The organism is Pseudomonas sp. TREG-RG-20F-10-E-6-01 (assembly GCF_022662455.1).
GTDB lineage: Bacteria > Pseudomonadota > Gammaproteobacteria > Pseudomonadales > Pseudomonadaceae > Aquipseudomonas.
Map to the genome: position 1 here is coordinate 765,953 of NZ_JAKNQP010000003.1, position 18,358 is coordinate 784,310.

The window sequence follows — 18,358 nt, forward strand, 5'->3', positions numbered from 1 at the left end:
ACGCCTCTATGCCCCGCCCTGCCCAACCTGTCATCGAAGGCATCGTGCCGGTGATGCTCACGCCCTTTGACGAGACTGGCCACATTGACTTCCCCGGCGTCGACCGCTTGATCGAGTGGTACCTGGGCCTTGGTTGCGACGCGTTGTTCGCCGTGGCGCAGTCCAGTGAGATGCAATGGCTCAGCCTCGACGAGCGCACCCAACTTGCCCGGCATGTGGTTGAGCGAGTGGCCGGGCGAGTGCCGGTGGCGGTGTCCGGCCATATCAGCGACTGCCTCGACACCCAGGTGCACGAGCTTAATGCGATGGCCGCCAGTGGCGCCGACGCAGTGGTGCTGGTGACCAACCACCTTGACCCGCAACGCCAGGGCAGCAAGGTGTTTCTCGATAACCTGCACACCCTGCTCGAACGCCTGCCCGCTGACGTGCCCCTGGGCCTCTACGAGTGCCCGGCGCCCTACCGGCGCTTGCTCAGTGACGAGGAGCTGCAGGCCTGTATCGACAGCCAGCGCTTCATCATGCTCAAGGACGTGAGCTGCGACCTGCAAGTGGTCAAGCGGCGCGTTGCCTTGGCGCAGGGCTCGTCGCTGCGCATTCTCAACGCCAATGCGGCGATCGCCTGGGACGCCATGCAAGCCGGGGCTGCGGGCTTCAATGGCGTGTTCACCAACTTCCACCCCGACCTGTATCGGTGGCTGCGCCTGCATGGCGCCCAACACCCGCCACTGGCTGAAGAACTCGCGACCTTTCTGGTGCTGGCGGCCACCACAGAAGGCATGGGCTACCCGGCCCTGGCGAAAATCTACCACCAGCGGATCGGCACCTTTGCGTCCATACGTTGCCGGGTGATCGACTACGACGTGCGCGAACGCCATTGGGCCTTGGACGCCGTGCTCGATAAAATCGTCGCGGGCACCGAACACTTTCGCGCCCGAATCCGCGCCCTCGATACCCCGCAGGCGAGACTGCCGGGAGAACCGCGCCATGGTGGATAACCGTGTCATCTGCGTGGGTTGCGCGCTGTGGGACACCATTTTCAGCGTCGATCACATCCCGTCGCGCGGTACCAAGATTCTCCCCCGCCAGGCGGTCCAGGCCGCGTCAGGCATGGCCACCGCCGCCGCGGTGAGCATCGCGCGCCTGGGTGGCCCGGTTGCCCTGTGGGCGCGTATCGGCGACGACGCCACCGGCACAATGCTCATCGAGGACCTGAGCCAGTCCGGCGTCTGCACCGCATGGATTCGCCAGGTGCCTGGAGGGCGCACGCCGTTCTCGACCATCCTGGTGGACCGTGATGGCGAGCGTCTCGTCGTGCCGTTCATCGACCCCACACTGGAAGCCGACGCCGCCTGGCTGCCACTCGAGGACATCGCGGGCGCGGCGGCGGTAATGGCCGACATGCGCTGGCTGCAAGGGGCTCACGCAGCCTTCAGCGCCGCCCGGCGGCTGGGCGTGCCGACCCTGCTGGATGCCGATGTCGCCGCCGTGGAAGACCTCAACGCGCTGATTCCCCTGGCAGATCATGTGCTGTTTTCCGAGCCGGCCTTGCAGTTGCTGGCTGGCAACGTCCCGCCCGAAGAGGCATTATTGGCCCTGGCGTCGCGCTGCGAAGCCAAGGTGATCGGCGTCACCCTGGGCGAACGCGGCTCGCTGATCTGGCAGCGCGAAGGGTCGAGCACTGCGGTGCAGCACTTCACGACACCCCACATTCGCGCAATCGACACGCTCAACGCCGGGGATGTCTGGCATGGCACCTATGCGTACGGCCTGGCGCACGGCTGGACGCTGGCCGAGCGCGTGCGCGCCGCGAGCGTTGCCGCGGCGATCAAATGCGAAGTGTTTGGCGGGCACCGGGGCGCGCCGACCCTGGCGCAACTGGAGGCGCGCCTGGGCGCAGAAACGTCGCCGTACTAAGCCAGCAACCGCGCGAGCTCTTCGCGGCAGTAGTCGACGAACAGTTGCACCGGTTTGGTCAGCGGCGCGCGACGCAACCAGACTGCCGATAACCCTGAGCCGGTCACCGTCTCCGCCAACGGCACACACACCACCTTCTGGCCATCGTAGGTGTATTCGGTAAAGGGTTTGGTCACCAGAATCGAAAACCCGAACCCCCTGCCCACCATGCCCCGCACCATCTCGATCGACGGCGAGCTGAACACGATATTGGGCGTCAGCCCGCGCTCTTCAAAGATGCTCACGAAGTAGGTACGGCTGGGCAGCACATCCAGCAAGATCATGGGCTCCAGCACCAGGTCCGCCAGCGATACCCTGGCCTGCTGCGCAAAACGGTGATCCGCCGGCAGCAAGGCATACGGCTGTTGCGGCGGCATCAGCGGCGTGGTTTCAATCGTGCCGCCCAGGTCATGCTCGAACAGCATCGCCACATCGATACTGCCGGCCGTCAGGGCCTGCACCAGCTCTTGCTGCTCGCCATCACGAATACGGATTTCCACCCCGGGCCAGCGCGCCTTGAAGCCCGCGATCAAACGCGGCAAATACAACGGCGCCACCGTTTCAAAGCAGCCGATATCGATCTGCCCCGCCACCACATCATTGTCGGCCAAGGCGTTCTGCTCGAACTCATGCGCGACCCGCAACAGCTCCAGCGCCTTGCGATAAAACCGCGCGCCGCTGGGCGTGAGTGAAACACCCTGGGCGTGATGGCGAATAAACAACTGCACGCCAAAGCTGTCTTCCAGCTGCTTGATCGCGGTGGAGACCGACGGCTGCGCGATATACAGCTTGCGCGAGGCCTCGGCGACGCTGCCGCACTCGGCCGTGGTCACAAAATATCTGAGCTGGCGCAGGTTATAGGCAGCCATCGGGACCTCCAGAAACGTGGGACTTCACCCCAAACAAGTGCGCGAAAATCGGCTTTTTCGCACGGCTTCAAGCCCCTGCAACATACCCGAGCAAAAAATCCGGCGAGATACTTTTTTTAAGGTCTATAGCAACAAACTTACTAATTTACCTCCCTGCGCCCATTGCAGATGATCACTCCAACAACAAAGCGTCGCCCACGCGTCGCACAGCGAAGTACGTCAACGTACTCACCTTGCCTTGGAGCTCGTCATGGTTACCACTGCAGCATCCTGCGCCCCGCTTATCGAAAAACACACGATTGGATACGTGCCTCCGGAAGATCGCCATGGAAAGGTAAGAGACCTGTTCACCCTGTGGTTCGGCGGCAACATCGCGCCGTTGCCCATCGTCACCGGCGCGTTGGGTGTGCAACTGTTCCACTTGAACCTGGTGTGGGGCATCGTCGCCATCCTCGTCGGCCACCTGGTCGGCGGCGTGCTGATGGCGTTGCACTCAGCCCAAGGCCCGCAGATGGGCATCCCGCAAATGATTCAGAGCCGCGCCCAGTTCGGCTCCCTCGGCGCGCTGCTGGTGGTGGTGATCGCCGGCGTCATGTACATCGGCTTCTTCGCCTCCAACATCGTGCTGGCCGGTAAATCCCTGCACGGCGTGGTCGACAGCGTGCCCGTGCCGGTCGGCATCGTCATCGGCGCCATCGGTTCCGGGATCATCGGCATCATCGGCTACCGCTTCATCCACGTGCTCAACCGCATCGGCACCTGGGTGCTCGGCGCCGGCATCGTGCTGGGCTTCGGCTACACCTTCACCCACGTGCAAACCACGGACTTTCTGACCCGTGGCAGCTTCAACATCTCTGGCTGGCTGGCCACCGTGTCCCTCGCGGCGCTTTGGCAAATCGCCTTCGCACCCTACGTGTCGGATTACTCCCGCTACCTGCCGGCCGACGTCCCCGTGGCGTCCACCTTCTGGACCACCTACCTGGGCTCTGCCCTTGGCTCCAGCCTGGCCTTCATCTTCGGCGCCGTCGCCGTGCTCGCCACCCCGGTCGGCATGGACACCATGGACGCCGTCAAACTCGCCACCGGCGCCATCGGCCCACTGATGCTGGTGCTGTTTTTGCTCAGCGTGATCAGCCACAACGCTCTTAACCTCTACGGCGCGGTGCTGTCGATCATCACCTTGGTGCAGACCTTTGCGTATCGCTGGATTCCTACCGCCAAAAGCCGTGCGGTGATCTCGATTCTCGTGCTCGCTGCCTGCGCGATGGCGGCGGTGTTTGCCTCCAAAGACTTCATCGGCCACTTTGTCGACATGGTGCTGGTGTTGCTGGTGGTACTGGTGCCGTGGACAGCGATCAACCTGATCGACTTCTATGCGATTCACAAAGGCAAGTACGACATCGCCTCGATCTTCCGCGTGGATGGCGGGATCTACGGCAAGTACAACCCACAGGCGCTGCTGGCGTATGCCATCGGGATTGCAGTGCAGATTCCGTTTATGAATACGCCGCTGTATGTAGGACCGATTTCCGCACACATCAATGGCGCGGATTTGTCCTGGGTGGTGGGGTTGGTGGTGACGTCGCCGTTGTATTTTTGGTTGGCGAGTCGCGACAGTGCGTATAAGCGACGCATGGAGGGGGGCAAGTTGGTGGGTGGGGTTTGAGGTAACAGGCTGAAGTATTTTTAGAGCACTGAATGGACCATCCCTATCGTGGCTTTGCGGCTGCGGTATGGGTGGTTTTTTCGTTTGGGCTGGGGTTGCAGGAATGAAGGCTGTGCGAGCGCGCTTGCGTGGCGTTTGATTAGCCCGTTGAGGGGTGGTGGCCAACGATGACCTTAGTTCGATCCGATGGGTGGTTCAGTCTGGCAACGCCGCTGAAACGCAGCCGGCTGCTTAGTCTGCTTTGGGCCATAAGTTGCCACTCGTGAGGGGTTCTTTCGACATAACAACGGCGACTGGCGCGACAACTTTCCATTTAACCCTAATGGCTCCCGAGCCGAAATGGAGTAGCATTCCCTCCATCAGCTTGGTTTAAACAGATTGTTTTTCGGATCAGGGTCGCATTGTGGAAAAGCTAAAACGCCTTCAAAGCGGAATAGAAGGGCTCGATGCTCTGCTCAAGGGCGGATTGGTCGAGGGTGCTTCATATATTATTCAAGGACGCCCAGGGTCTGGAAAAACTATCCTTGCCAATCAGCTTGGGTTCCATCACGCGAACAATGGGGGCCGGGTTCTGGTCGCCACGCTGCTGGCAGAGTCACATGACCGTCTTTTTCAATTTCTTTCTACGTTGAGCTTTTTTGATTCATCCAAAGTCGGTGCCGAAATTCAATTTGTCAGCGCCTTCGACACGCTGGAAAACGACGGTCTGGATGAAGTCGTCAAGCTGCTTCGGCGTGAGATAAGCCGCCAGAAAGCCACGGTGATGGTAGTAGACGGGCTGCTCAACGCGCGCTCTAAAGCCGACTCGCCCATAGACACCAAAAAATTCATTTCAGAATTGCAAGGGCACGCCGCCTTCGCCGGTTGCACGGTGCTGTTTCTGACCAGCTCCCGACTTGATGACGGAAGCCCTGAGCACACCATGGTGGATGGCGTCATCGAGATGGGCGAAGAGCTGTATGGCACTCGCTCGGCGCGTCGTATCCACCTGCGTAAAACCCGTGGCAGCGGAGCAATGACCGGTCTTCATGAGTGCGAAATTACCGAGCATGGCTTGGTGGTTTATCCCCGCCTCGAAAGTCTTTACAGCCACCCGTCCGCCCCCGACAGCGCCGACATGACGCGCATCGCCAGTGGCGTTGATTCACTGGATGGCATTTTGGGCGGAGGCCTTTACAGTTCCAGTGTGTCTCTTGTCATCGGGCCCTCCGGGATTGGTAAAACGACGCTGGGTCTGAAGTTTCTGTCCGAGTCGACGGTGGATATGCCAGGGCTGCATTTTGGCTTCTACGAGAGCCCACAACGGTTGCGGCTCAAAGGCCAGTCACTGGGTATCGATATCAAAGCCATGGAAGACAGCGGCGCGCTGAGCATTGCCTGGCAGCCAACCACCGAAGGCCTGCTGGATGGGCTGGGCGCACGACTGCTGAGCATCGTTGAGGAAAAGGGCATCAAGCGCCTGTTCATCGATAGCCTCAGTGGCATGACGCGAGTCTCGACAAATCCGGCGCGGATTACTGACTTCTTCAGCGCCCTGATGAACGAGCTGCGGTCCAGGGGCGTGACGGTATTTGCTTCCTGGGAAATGCGCGATCTGTTTGGCTCCGAAGTCAGCGCACCGAGCTCTGACCTGTCCAGCATCGTCGATAACCTGATGCTGATGCGGTTCTCTGAGAATCGGGCTGAACTAAGCAGGACGTTATCCATTCTTAAGGTACGAGATAGCGCTTATGACCCCTCGCGATTTGAGGTCGTCATCCAAGATCAAAATGTTTTTCTGAGAAAGGCTTCAAGACATGAACCTTCAGTTATCACTGAGTCATCACCTGGTTCAATTTCTTAAGCTTTCGAGTGGGTTGAACTAACATGACCACCATTCTGGTCGTCGACGACGAGTATTTGATCGCTGATATTCTCAGCTTCGCGCTGGAGGATGAGGGGTTCATGGTGGTAACGGCCAGCAACGGTCGAAAAGCACTCGAGGTGCTGGACAGAGAACGCCCTGCCCTGATCATTACCGACTTCATGATGCCGGTGATGGACGGCCAGGAGTTCGCCACCGCTGTCCGCGCCCTTCCTTCAGCTAATCATTTACCGATCATTTTGATGAGCGGCGCTCAGGCGCACATTGGCATGCAGCGATCGGACTTGTTTGATGTTGTGTTGCCAAAGCCCTTCAATATCGATTTGATCATTGCCGAAGTCAGGAAGCTGTTGTCCTCTGATCAATCAGTCGTTCTGTGAGGCATGACGTGGGTGGGCATTGAACGTATTTGCCCGCCCAGTTGCCTTTAACTGAAGCTGACCATCGCACTGCAAGGTTATGAGCGGCGTAGAACGACCCGCGGCAGGCCAGGTGAAGTCTGCGACGCTTTGTCTGAGAACTTAAAATGAACTGTGTCGACATGAGTTGTCAGGTGGCATCCGCCAAGTAGTAAAGGATGTACCCGCAATACATAAGAGCACCGGCCGCCACCTCTGCGTCAAAGCACGTTTTGAGTGCATCCTCATCAGCAAAACCGTACGCCGACAACTTGTCGCCGGCAAAATCAGCAAGTCGCCACACGTCGAAACCATCGATCTCACCGTGGGCCCCAAAGTCGAAGTCCACCGTACCGGTGGGGAGGCTGACCGCGCAGCCGTAGCCGTGCTTGAAGTAACGGACGCCGCCTTCAAGCTCGCCGTGCTGAGGAATATTATTTACCACCCAATCCACATTCGTCGCGGGCAGCGGGATGCCAAACCGCTGCATCATGGCCACCGCGACGCCGACACTTGCCTGGTAGTCGCTGATCAAAATGGCGAGTTGATTATTCATACCGCCTCACTGTTATAGATGTCCGTGATGGCCAGAAAAATAGTTGGCCCGTTCGGTAGTGTTGGCGCTCGATAGCAACCCCGTGCGTTCAGGGCGTGAACCGCGCCCGAACTGTTCAAGTTTGACTTCACACTCATCAACCATCAGGGCATCTGCAGGTAATAAACCTGTTCAATAAGCTCGACGACATTTTCACCTATCACGGTAATTCCATTTGCCCTGTTCGATACCGGCAATCATCAGGCCGCGCTGAAAAACTTTCTTCAAGAAGCCCCATGCGCAACGCCTTGATAGAGGATTCAAAGCGCCCGCACGCTTGTATCAGATCGGCCTGTCCACAACCCGTGCATTCCAGACGTCCCGATAGCGCTCGCGCCAACCCGGGCTGCCTTGATCCAGCCACGCCAATGTCGCCTCGATCGTATCCGCGCTGATGACGAAGTGATTGATATGCTCGGCAATCCGTTCCTGCGACAGGTGCAGCATGTCCAGGTAGGCATTGAAGCCGTCCGCCAACACCACGTACTCATCGCCTTGCTGGCGGCGCCCCGTCCATGCAGGTAAACCCGCGACCATCGCGCCCACCTCCTGACGCCCCTCGCGCAGGTCAAGCAGCAACAGGCTCGCACCGCCATCGCGGCCGATCGGCAACACCCCCGTAGCCGGAAGCCAGGTTGCTTGCGCAGTTGCTCCAGTTCATAAGGGTTGGATTCATAGCCTTCGCCGGGCTGCAGCCCATACAGCGAAAAGCTCAGCAACTCCTTATCGCCATTACTCATAGTGGCCAGCACGTCGTAATCCACGGTGCCGCCGTTGCACACCTTGAGAAACTGCCGGTAATCGTCCGGCAGGCGCGCACCGAGCAGCGCCTCCAGTTGCGAGATGGCATCCTCGGAGGCGCCTTCACGGGTGTCGTCAAGAATCAATCCACGGTAGTCAGTCATCGAGGGCTCGCAAAGCCTTAGTAAAAATCATAATAAAGTGCCCACTCACCGGTTTCGATGTGCTTCCAGAACATCAGGCTCCCGCTGTGGACGACGTTCAGATTGATCTTCGCGTCGGACGAAATCTGGAACACAAACTCGAAGCCTTCACCCGGGTCAACACCCGACTGGCAGAACGAGGGGTAACCGCCGATCTTGTGTTCGTAGGTGTGGGTGACCAGGTCGTAATAGCTGGGTACCTCGCCCGCGCGTACCAGCGTAAGTATGGCTTGCTCAAGGTCGGCCGGCACACCGCCGCCATCCCACAGTGGAAAGTCCTCCGGCACCGCTTGTGCTTTGAGTGGGAAGGGTTTGAGAAATGAACCGTCCACCCGCAGCGCCTTGCGAACCAACACATCATCCGCCGCATATTCACGGATAACCCAGTTGTTCCCCATCGGCTCAAAGGGCTCGGGAAGCGGATTAGACATAAACACCGTCAACACACGAACCCCTTCCAGCAGCGGGCTGCTGAAGGGCATGGCGGGCAGAAAAAATTGCGCATAGGGGAGCAATGGCTGCCCCGCCTGGTTGGTCGGCACGCCTTCATCAGGTCGGAACAGAAAGACATTGCCCAGCCAGCTTTCTTCATCGGTGCCAGAGGGACGAAAGCCGCCAGCAACGAACTTCACCGCAGGGCGGGCCAGACGTTGCTTGATAAGTTGAATGTCCATGGCGATGTAAACCGTCCTTTTTGCGACTCACGTGACAAGCGTAAAGGCCGCAGATTAGCAGTGTGAGCGAGTGGATGCCTGTGCAGTTTGTGAGCACGCTTGGACGAGTTGAGCGTTCTCTTAGCAAGTGGGGCAAGGTCCGGTTTTGGCGATGGCTGCCGTTCGCGATTGGCAGCTTGCGGCCAAAAGCAGTCATTGCGTGGACGCTGAGTGGCATACGGTAGATTCTTGACTTGTTGAGGGTTCGAATTTCTTCTTCATTGCCATATTCTTAAAACGCAATCCCATGATTTTTATATAGAAAATAGATGGTTTGTGGTTTTTTTGCGTCCAAAAAATAGCCCCATGGGACCACCATGGAACTGGCGCGTATTTTGGGTGCGTTTTTTACTCGCAAGACGGGTGCACTTCGTTCCTTTATGAACTTAGTGTTAGGCCCACTACTCCCTAGAGATGAGCGCAGATTCGTAAGCATGTCTTCAACGTTTTGAGACCGAGGGTAAGAATTGATGTCTGTTGCCAGGGGCGATGTTCATCACGCGAATAGCGTGTCGGCTCATTTACTCGCCGGGATTGCGTGCGCGCCCACCACACTTCAAGCACGGAGGCGTGAGATTCGCACGCATGACCTGATTTTTAAGCTTCAACTTGAGGAGACTATTTCCAATCTTGATGCAGACAATCTACGAATCTTGTTCAGAGGGGCGCTTGAGAAGCGCCTCCGTGAAATTTTGAGCGAGTAAAAAATTTGGTATTGCCTAGGTCGACATAACGCCGCTTATGTTCAAAAGGCTCCTACACGTTAGCCCGGTGTGGGGGCCTTTTTTAATGGCTGCGGTAACCAATGCCCCCTACACTGGCCTACCAGTGCCCCTTGTACTGGTAAGCGCATAACCCGCGCTTAAACGCTCTTGGCCGGTGCAAGCAGAGGTTTGGGCAATGCCTTGGTTGAGGGGCTGGATGAGAATGAGGACACGCTGATTGGTGTCTCCTGTACTGATCCAGTGGAGGAGCCCCTGGAGGAGTAACCATCTCGCCATATGGCCCACGGGAAATTTAACCTTCAGAGCATTTCTTTCTGTGCCCTCCGCAGAGGATCGCCGTTCCACACGCGTTCATCGGTCTCAAGGATCTGGCTAATCAGGTTGCACACAATCGGTAGCCTCTCATGGCGGCGAAACAAAGCTCCCACCTCTGAAAAAATGGGAGGCCCAGCTATCTCCCTAAAGACCACATTTGGCAGTTGAACAGTTTGAATCAGAACGCTGGGAATGACTGCTATACCAACACCCAGTGCCACCTGTGTCAGCACTGCGACCAGACTTCCGGGAGCCGAACCAATGTATGGATCGAATCTCCCGCGCTTGGCCACTTCACGCAACCCTAACCCTTGTTCAGGTAGCACAAACAACTCGCCAGCAAGCGCACTCGGGCGAATGTCATCAACTGCCTTTGCCAGGATATGGTCCGCTGGCAAAGCAACGCAGAATCGGTCTCGGGCCAAAATACGGCTGGAGATTGCGTCGGGCAAATGCACCGGCATCCGTACAAAGGCCACGTCAATCCGACCGTCCTCGAGAAGTGCCGTGAGCTGCTCGGTAGGGAGTTCCTTGGTGTTCACCATGACGTCTGGCCACTGATTGCGAAAGCGCTGGATCTGGTCCTGGAGTACCCCAAAAAAGGCGGCTGAACCCACGTATCCGATTTCCACTCGGCCAACCTGGCCTCGGCCTGCACGTTGGCCCACGTTAACAGCTCTCTCGAATTGTTCGAGAGTAGCGCGGGCTTCTGTCAGAAACGCTTCCCCAGCTGGCGTCAAAGCGACAGATCGCTTTGTTCTATTAAAAAGCCGAGCTTCTAACAAGCTCTCCACTTCCTGAATCTGCGCAGTGAGAGTTGGGGCAGAAACGCCCAGTTGCTCGGCCGAGCGTGAAAAATGTAAATTTTCCGCCACTGTTACGAAAGAGCGGAGATGGCGAATGTCCATGGCAGCGGAACCTAGTATTCAGTTTTTCTGAATTATAAAGCCATCAAGCTTTGTTGTACTGAATTATTTCCCCTGTTCCAATCATTGGACTCACTACATTAGGAGTTCACCATGTTCCGCCTTCCTCACATCGCGACTGCCTTGGCTCTTTCTGGAGCGCTTGCTCTGCTCTCTCTGCCAGCAGCAGCATCGGATTTGCCTAGCCAGCCAGTTCTGACGCTTGCCGCCGCTCAACAGATCCTCACAGCAGCGCAAACACAAGCGCAAAAGGCTGGTTGGCCGTGCGTGATCGCAGTCGTCGATAGTGCTGGTTTGCCTATTCTCCTCGCTCGAATGGACAACGCCGCTGTCCCAGCGGGTGTAGAACTGGCTCCCGGAAAAGCTCGTACAGCCGCTCTGTTCCGACGTCCCAGCGGCGCGCTAGAAGATGCCGTCAACGGCACCCGACCTGCCGTCATCACCGCCCAAGGCTTTGTGCTGATGCGTGGTGGTTTTCCGATCATCATCAACGGACACACCGTTGGGGCTGTAGGGGTATCTGCGGACACACCACAGCACGATGAAGAGATCGCTCAAGCCGGGCTAGCTGCATTCAAATAAACGGCCGTTTCAAAAAGTGCAGTTACCGCTCCCACTATCAGAAGAGACTGTCATTCCATGAGAAAAGAAGCGGCCATACTGGTTGTCGCGTCGGCGGGCTGTGCCATGACAGTTCTAGATACGAACGTCGTAGGCATTGTTTTGCCAACCATTGCCAGGGATCTTCAGGCATCGTTTGCAGAGGTCGAGTGGGTCATAAGCACCTACGTGCTCTGCTTCGCTGCCCTCCTGCTTCCGGCTGGCTCCATCGCTGACCGGTATGGCCGACGACGCGTCTTTCTGTTCGGAATAGCGCTCTTTGCAGTCTCTTCTCTGGCCTGTGGTTTGGCGCCTTCAGCGTCAGGCCTTTATCTGGCGCGAGCGGTACAGGGAGTCGGAGCCGCTTTCCTGCTTGCTCCTGCCCTAGCCATCATCGGACACACTTTTCACGATGAAAAAGCGCGCAGCCACGCATGGGCGATATGGGGCGGCATCATGGGACTCACAATGGTTGTCTCGCCGCTCATTGGTGGAGTGATCAGTAGTTCACTTGGGTGGCGCTGGGCTTTCTATATCAACATCCCAGTCTGCTTATTGCTGGCGGCAGCGGTCGTGACGCTGGTGGATGAATCTCGTGACCCCATTCCGAGAACTCTGGACATCCCGGGAATTGCGCTTTTCGCGCTAGGGATGTTCAGTGCCACATGGGCACTCATAGCCGGTCCCAGTCATGGCTGGTCCAGTATCCCTGTCCTCGTGAGCATGATCGGGGGCCTGCTGTTTTTCGCAGTCTTTGTCTGGGTCGAAAAACGCCGCACCCACCCAATGCTTGATCTCGAATTGTTCACAGCCAGGCCCTTCGTTGGCGCAGTACTCGCGATGCTAGCCTATGCCTCATCTGCTCAAGTCATGGCATCGCTGTTACCGCTCTTTCTACAAAATGGCCGTGGCAACGGAGTACTCCAAGCGGGTATCGCCATGCTTCCATTTGCCATTGCGATGCTGATTTTCCCCCAAGTAGGTAGGCGACTTTCGCCTTACCTTGAGAGCGCGGGCATCCTGGCACTTGGCCTCTTAATCGTTGCACTGGGTAACCTTATTCTGATGTTCGCCGCCATTCAGCAGGGAGAACTATTGCTGATTTCCGGCATGGCTATTTTGGGAACTGGTGGAGGATTGCTGAATGGCGAAACCCAGAAGGCGATCATGGGCACAGTTCCTCGGAGTCGCGCCGGAATGGCATCCGGCATCAGCACCACATCCAGATTTACCGGCATATTGCTGGGTTTCGCCGGGCTGGGAGCGGTACTCGCCAGCGGAGTGAAATTGGCGATCGAAAGCAGGCTGATAGACGCGGGAGTGTCTGCTAAACCCGGATTTTCCGAATACGTGATGGCAGGCGACTTCGAACGTGCTATCGCAATGTATCCCCACGACTTAACCAAAACGCTGAATGGGCTCGCTCAGCAGAGTTACAGCCAGGGATTCGCGGGCGCATTTGTGATTGCCGCTGTGTTCTCGCTACTCGCATCCGGTGCGGTGTATGTGCTGATGCGTAGCAAAAAAGGCCATAGCCAGAGCCCTGCCATCTAGTCACAGCCCTGCAAAACGTGAGTAAAGATATATGTCGATAAATGAACTGAAAATTGCACACCCGATTCAGGCCGATGCGATTATTTTTGACCTTGACGGTACTCTCGTTGACTCTGCGGACGACATGACAGCGCAGCTGAACGCAATTCTGATCGAGCGGAATCTTGAGCCAATTTTGGTCGCAACAACTTCATTATTCCTCGGTGACGGAATGCGGTCATTTGCCAGGCGAGCGTTCTACTTGCGTGGAATAAATGACATGGAAGAAGCGATTGATACCTTCATCTCGCGTTACGAACACACTGACCATCCGATGACAAAACCTTATGAAGGGGTAATTGAAACCCTTAGCGCGTTGCGAGAAGCGGGGTGGCAAATATCTGTCTGTACGAATAAGGACGAATCGATTGCCATCGATATTCTCAAGCAAACCAACCTGTTGAAATTTATGGATGTGGTCTGTGGCGGGGATACCGTGTCCTTTAAGAAGCCTGACCCCAGACACCTGGGTGCATTGGTAGCGCGGGCCGATTACCGAAAGCTCCCCAAGATAATGATCGGAGACAATAGGAACGATTTTGAAGCCGCACGCGGATACGGAATACCGTTTGCTTTTGCCCGTTGGGGCTATGGATCTCTGCCTGACGATTGCAAAGCCCTTAATCTCACAGAATTCAGAGATATTCTCGACATCGTTGGCTTGCCTGGCCACTGAGCGGCAGCTAAGGATCGACTCCCATCCTCGTCGGTCTACCAAATTCCGGGTTCTTAGCAGGTAACAAGGTCAGAGGTTTTCCAATGGTGTTCATGGTGGATTCCTCCTCCTCAGGAGAGGACAAGGGTGGATCAGGTACAGTACTCCGTCATCGATATTCGTCCCAGAATTGCCGCTCACTGATTTGGCTTCAATTGACTCCGTGCGGCACTGCGCGGAAGGGTTCAGTTGAGTGCTCACGTCACCCTGACGTCTCTCGTATCCCCGAGGATCCGCCCCGCATCTTTTGCAGGGGGTAGCCCGAACACCCGAGCATAATCGCGACTGAATTGCGTGGCGCTTTCGTAGCCAACCTCGAAGGCCGCAGCCATGACGCTCTTGGCATTTGCCACCATCAGTGTTCGCGCCTGGAGCAAGCGCACGCGCTTCTGATACTGCAAGGGGCTCAAATTGGTAACAGCCTTGAAATGGCGATGAAATGCCGAGACGCTCATCGATGCTCGTTCTGCCAAGCGTTCTACGCCGATGGGCTTGGCAAAGTCGCGGCGAATCCATTGAATAGCCATGTTAACGCGGGCCATTGCGGTATCAGGCGCTGCGATCTCTCTGAGCATCCACCCATGCGGTCCCTGTAGGACGCGGAAGATGATCTCCCGCTCGTAAACCGGGGCCAAAGCTGCGATGGCATCTGGATCGCCCATCAGTCGGAGCATTCGTATCCAAGCGTCCATCAGCTCGGTCGTAACTGAGGCCACCGAAAAGCCGGGATTATTTTCCATGCGGACGGCAGGTTTGGGCAAGTCGCCGAATAAGGTCGACAGGACTGCCGGATCAAGCGTCAGACTGACTGCCAGATACGGCTCGCCTGATGCGGCGGGATGTACTGAACCCACGGCTGGTAGGTCGATGGACATGACAAAGTAGGTCGCAGGATCATATCTAAGCGTGCGGTTACCCACCGTCATGCTTTTGCTGCCTTGCAGAATCAGATTGATCATAGGGTCATAGACCGCCGCGAGCAGGTGCTCGGGGATCTTGCCCTGAACCATGGCTACGCGCGGGATGCCTGTTTCGGTTCGGCGGTTTTCAGCACCGGCCGCCAGTGATCTAAGTTCTTTGAGTTGGTTGTCCATGATTAGCATGCTGAAGGTATAACGACTCCTCGTGCAAGCAAAAAGCAGAAACAGGCATGTTTAGAGTAGGAACGGATATGACCCCCTAGGCGCTGATTATTACTCTGGACGCACATTCCAACCACAGAGGAAACAGACATGGGCGTCATCGTGATCACAGGCGGCAGCCGCGGAATCGGTGCCAGTGCCGCCGAGCATATTGCCAAATAAGGTATGGGCGTCATCCTGACCTATAACGCCAACCCCCAGGCGGCGGCTTCGGTTGTGGAGCACATCAAAGACGCAGGTGGGAAAGCCATAGCGCTAAAGCTCGATGTCTCGGATGTTGGCAGTTTCGAGGCATTTCGCGAATCAGTAGTGGTAGCTCTGCGGGAGACGTGGAATGCCACAACGCTGAGTGGCCTGGTCAACAACGCCGGCTATGGCTTGTTCAACCCGTTGGCCTCCGTCAGCGAGGCGCAGTTCGACGACTTGTTCAAAGTGCATCTTAAAGGCCCGTTTTTTCTCACTCAGGTATTGCTGCCGCTGCTGGCGGAAGGCGCCAGTATCGTCAACCTGACCAGCGCCACTACTCGTGTAGCCACCGCCGGAGTTGCACCGTACGCCGCGTTCAAGGGCGGGCTCGAAGTGCTCACCCGCTATATGGCCAAAGAGTTTGGTGAGCGGTACATACGGGCCAATGCTGTATCACCGGGTGCTATCCGTACTGAGCTGGGCGGCGGGCTGAACGACGAGTTCGAAGCGATGCTGGCGGCGCAAACAGCGCTTGGAAGGGTGGGTGAGCCCAAAGATGTTGCGCGGGTTATTGCCATGCTGCTGTCCGAAGAGGGCACTTGGATCAATGCCCAGACTATTGAAGTCGCCGGCGGCTACAACATCTGAACATACGGGGGGTACACCATGCTTGATCATATTTTTTTGTCGGTAAGCGACATCGCACGCTCTATCAGTTTCTATGATACTGTACTGAAGCCGCTGGGCATCACCGCGCGTTTGGACTACGACGGCAAGGACGGCCCACCGGGGCATCCAGACCTGAAAGGTTTTGGCAGCAATGGCCGAATGTTTTTCTGGTTGCGTGAAGGTGTATCTGGAGGGCGGGCTGTGCACGTTGGTTTCGTCGCGAACAACAAGGTAGAAGTTGATGCTGCCTACGCCGCGGCCATAGCGCAGGGCGCCATCGATAATGGCGCGCCGGGCGCCCGCTTACACTACGACCCCGATTACTACGCAGCCAATGTCCTGGACCCGGATGGGTACAGCCTGGAATTCGTCTATAAAAAATGGCAACACGTCCAATGAGCGCACTTCTGATCTACGGAGCCACGGGCTACACCGGTCGTATGGCGGTCAAGCGGGCAAAAGCGCTTGATCTGAATTTTGAAATCGCAGGGCGCAGCAAGCAGCAGCTTGCGATCCTTGCAGCGCAGTTGGACGTGCCATATCGAGTGTTCGATGCTGGCGCAGTTCTCGAAACTGATCTGTCTGGCATCTCGGTATTACTAAACTTCGCGGGGCCATTCGCGCAAACAGCAGAGTCATTGATGAACGCCTGCATCAAGTCTGGGGTCGACTATCTGGACATCACCGCCGAGATCAACGTTTACCGGCTAGCTGAGAGACTGGGCGTTCAAGCCGCTGCCAATAAGGTCATGCTTTTGCCAGGCGTTGGTTGGGACGTCGTCCCCACTGATTCGCTGGCGGTGCAGGTTGCTAGGCGCGTTGAAAATCCGCTTGCAATGAGCATCGCACTTCAGGTCCCAGGATCAATGTCCCGTGGGTCGGCCATGAGCGTTAGTGAGATCATCGGTGCAGGCCTACTCGCAAGGGTGGACGGCGAATTGGTTATGGCGCCCGATGCGACGCCACGGGACTTTGACTTTGGTCAGGGGCCGGTCCTTTGCGTGCCGCTTTCTTTCGGTGACCTGGTCACAGGCTGGCATTCGACGGGCATTCCTAATATCGCGATGTATGTGCATATCGCGGGCGATGCGTTTCCAGAAGGTGATCTGTCGCAACTGCCTGACGGACCCACGGCAGAGCAACGGGATGCGCATCGCGCCCGCGCAGTGGTTGAGGTCATAGACGCTGATGGAGTAACCGCAACGTCTGCGATCGAAACCGTGAACGGCTATTCCTATACGCCATTGGCAGCGGTGGAAGCTGCGCGCCGGGTATTGAACGGTGAACGGCGCCCGGGATTTGCGACACCGGCCACGGTCTTCGGAGATGGATTTGCCGAGAGCATTGCCGGGACGGTAATTACCGACTTCTAACGTGGTGTTGGCGATTCAAATGGCCGCTGTACGCTCTGTAGCGGAGGCCGTGCGGACCACATATCGCAGCATCGCACGCAGACGGCAGGCCAAAAAGCCGTGAGTACGCTCGGTTGAATTACGAGGCGCTTTTATACCCCACCGTATTGGTGACCGGCCGCTTCTGGCCGCTTCTGGCCGTTTGCGGCCGTTAACGTTACCGTTGACGAATCCTCGGCTATTTGCGCCCGATTGTGCCAGGAGTCAACCAGCCAGTTCCGCCAATAATGTGCGCAATCTTGCTGACAAACGTCGAAGAAAACGACGGGCCAAATAGAACGCAAATGGACGAGCACGTTCGTGATCCAGCCAAGATCTCCTAAATGATGGATGGGTGAAATTGATGCCTCGAGGTGTGACATATCCTCCGGGTTGCGCCCTAACCAGTGGCGCATTATAGTTCGGCCCGTCGTCGACCCAGGTCAGCGACAGGGTTTCGCAGCCCTAAAACTATTACCAGTACCGTCAAACCCGACGCAGTCGATTCACGTCTGCCTCTCGTTTTATGGCGGTTGTGCGTGGGAGGCCTTCGGGTCTGCCGGGTTATGGTAATAGTCCCCCGGTCTGCGAACCCGCGCACAGCTGCCACCCATTTGTTTCGCAGCATAAGGTGGCAATTTTTCTTTTTTAAGGACTATTACCATGACTAATCAACACCCGCCCCGCCGCTTCACCCCCATGTCCCAGACCGCAACCGAATACCCTGTCCTCCTCATCGACAGCGACGCCCCGCTCAGCGAGCTCCACGCTTGCGCCAGCGAACGACTCAACGCCGCCCTCGCCTACCTGCACCTGATGGCCTGCTCCAATGTGTCCGACTATGCCGAGCACGACATCAATACCGTCGCCAATACCGCCAGGATCATGGTGCAGGATGTGGCAGATGTGTTTTCGGTGATTGAGAAGCGGGGGTTTGATGTGCCTGTTGTGGCTTGATGAAAGGTGAGTTGTGAGAAAACCCGCTTCGGCGGGTTTTCTGGTTTTCGGCGGTCGGTTCAAGCCCACGTTTTTTTGTGGTGAGCGGGCTTGCCCCGCGTTGGGTTGCGCAGCAGCCCCGAAACCAGTCCCTCAAT

At 57.1% G+C, this 18,358-nt stretch carries 17 protein-coding genes and 1 pseudogene; 12 read left to right on the plus strand and 6 right to left on the minus strand.

Translation table 11 applies throughout. From position 1 onward, the window contains the following. Positions 1-8 precede the first annotated feature (8 nt). Both L8K08_RS13715 and L8K08_RS13720 read left to right on the plus strand, forming a co-directional pair. On the plus strand, positions 9-995 hold the full coding sequence (locus L8K08_RS13715) for a dihydrodipicolinate synthase family protein (RefSeq protein ID WP_242197750.1): 987 nt from the start codon (positions 9-11) through the stop codon (positions 993-995). Further along, positions 985-1,914 carry a PfkB family carbohydrate kinase gene (locus L8K08_RS13720; protein WP_242197752.1) on the plus strand — a complete coding sequence of 310 codons (930 nt, stop codon included), beginning with the start codon at positions 985-987 and terminating at the stop codon, positions 1,912-1,914. The genes L8K08_RS13715 and L8K08_RS13720 overlap by 11 nt, the downstream gene beginning before the upstream one ends. Here the strand turns inward: L8K08_RS13720 and L8K08_RS13725 are convergent. Then, entirely contained in the window at positions 1,911-2,822 is a 912-nt protein-coding gene (locus tag L8K08_RS13725) for a LysR substrate-binding domain-containing protein (RefSeq protein ID WP_145165787.1), read from the minus strand. The two genes, L8K08_RS13720 and L8K08_RS13725, sit on opposite strands and share 4 nt — an antisense overlap. A 250-nt stretch (positions 2,823-3,072) precedes the next feature. Between L8K08_RS13725 and L8K08_RS13730 the strand changes: the two genes are divergently transcribed. The 3 genes from L8K08_RS13730 (at position 3,073) to L8K08_RS13740 (ending at position 6,732) form a co-directional block, all read left to right on the plus strand. Continuing rightward, positions 3,073-4,488 carry a cytosine permease gene (locus L8K08_RS13730; protein WP_242197755.1) on the plus strand — a complete coding sequence of 472 codons (1,416 nt, stop codon included), beginning with the start codon at positions 3,073-3,075 and terminating at the stop codon, positions 4,486-4,488. 403 nt (positions 4,489-4,891) lie between these two features. Beyond that, the gene (locus tag L8K08_RS13735; protein ID WP_242197758.1) at positions 4,892-6,331 is read left to right on the plus strand and encodes an ATPase domain-containing protein; all 1,440 of its coding nucleotides are present in this window, start codon (positions 4,892-4,894) and stop codon (positions 6,329-6,331) included. Positions 6,332-6,354: 23 nt separating this feature from the next. Further along, positions 6,355-6,732, plus strand: coding sequence for a response regulator (locus L8K08_RS13740; protein ID WP_145165790.1), 378 nt, complete (start codon positions 6,355-6,357; stop codon positions 6,730-6,732). Positions 6,733-6,901: 169 nt separating this feature from the next. Here L8K08_RS13740 and L8K08_RS13745 read toward each other — a convergent pair whose 3' ends face one another. The 4 genes from L8K08_RS13745 to L8K08_RS13760 form a co-directional block, all read right to left on the minus strand. Beyond that, on the minus strand, positions 6,902-7,306 hold the full coding sequence (locus L8K08_RS13745) for a hypothetical protein (protein ID WP_242197761.1): 405 nt from the start codon (positions 7,304-7,306) through the stop codon (positions 6,902-6,904). Positions 7,307-7,627: 321 nt separating this feature from the next. Then, on the minus strand, positions 7,628-7,960 hold the full coding sequence (locus L8K08_RS13750; RefSeq protein WP_242197764.1) for a hypothetical protein: 333 nt from the start codon (positions 7,958-7,960) through the stop codon (positions 7,628-7,630). A 307-nt stretch (positions 7,961-8,267) separates the two neighbouring features. After that, positions 8,268-8,963, minus strand: a complete 696-nt coding sequence (locus L8K08_RS13755; RefSeq protein WP_242197767.1) for a hypothetical protein — start codon at positions 8,961-8,963, stop codon at positions 8,268-8,270. 1,063 nt (positions 8,964-10,026) lie between these two features. Beyond that, the gene (locus tag L8K08_RS13760) at positions 10,027-10,950 is read right to left on the minus strand and encodes a LysR substrate-binding domain-containing protein (RefSeq protein ID WP_242197770.1); all 924 of its coding nucleotides are present in this window, start codon (positions 10,948-10,950) and stop codon (positions 10,027-10,029) included. Positions 10,951-11,061: 111 nt separating this feature from the next. Between L8K08_RS13760 and L8K08_RS13765 the strand changes: the two genes are divergently transcribed. Genes L8K08_RS13765 through L8K08_RS13775 form a run of 3 tightly spaced genes read left to right on the plus strand, consistent with a single transcriptional unit; the run spans position 11,062 to position 13,837 of the window. After that, on the plus strand, positions 11,062-11,550 hold the full coding sequence (locus tag L8K08_RS13765; protein WP_242197774.1) for a heme-binding protein: 489 nt from the start codon (positions 11,062-11,064) through the stop codon (positions 11,548-11,550). Positions 11,551-11,607: 57 nt separating this feature from the next. Next, entirely contained in the window at positions 11,608-13,122 is a 1,515-nt protein-coding gene (locus L8K08_RS13770) for an MFS transporter (protein WP_242197777.1), read from the plus strand. A gap of 31 nt (positions 13,123-13,153) precedes the next feature. After that, positions 13,154-13,837 (plus strand): HAD hydrolase-like protein, encoded by a 684-nt coding sequence (locus tag L8K08_RS13775; protein ID WP_242197780.1) that lies wholly within the window; start codon positions 13,154-13,156, stop codon positions 13,835-13,837. Between the two features lie 236 nt (positions 13,838-14,073). On the opposite strand, the gene L8K08_RS13780 is transcribed toward L8K08_RS13775, so the two are convergent. Next, positions 14,074-14,970 carry an AraC family transcriptional regulator gene (locus L8K08_RS13780; protein ID WP_242197783.1) on the minus strand — a complete coding sequence of 299 codons (897 nt, stop codon included), beginning with the start codon at positions 14,968-14,970 and terminating at the stop codon, positions 14,074-14,076. 138 nt (positions 14,971-15,108) lie between these two features. Between L8K08_RS13780 and L8K08_RS13785 the strand changes: the two are divergent. From L8K08_RS13785 to L8K08_RS13800, 4 genes and pseudogenes are all read left to right on the plus strand, one after another. Further along, positions 15,109-15,852: pseudogene (locus L8K08_RS13785) on the plus strand (SDR family oxidoreductase). A gap of 18 nt (positions 15,853-15,870) precedes the next feature. Further along, positions 15,871-16,272 (plus strand): VOC family protein, encoded by a 402-nt coding sequence (locus L8K08_RS13790; RefSeq protein ID WP_242197786.1) that lies wholly within the window; start codon positions 15,871-15,873, stop codon positions 16,270-16,272. Next, the gene (locus tag L8K08_RS13795) at positions 16,269-17,246 is read left to right on the plus strand and encodes a saccharopine dehydrogenase NADP-binding domain-containing protein (RefSeq protein ID WP_242197789.1); all 978 of its coding nucleotides are present in this window, start codon (positions 16,269-16,271) and stop codon (positions 17,244-17,246) included. Before L8K08_RS13790 ends, L8K08_RS13795 begins: the two co-directional genes overlap by 4 nt. A 681-nt stretch (positions 17,247-17,927) precedes the next feature. Next, positions 17,928-18,221, plus strand: a complete 294-nt coding sequence (locus L8K08_RS13800) for a fructose-bisphosphate aldolase (protein ID WP_242197792.1) — start codon at positions 17,928-17,930, stop codon at positions 18,219-18,221. The last annotated feature ends 137 nt before the right edge of the window (positions 18,222-18,358 follow it).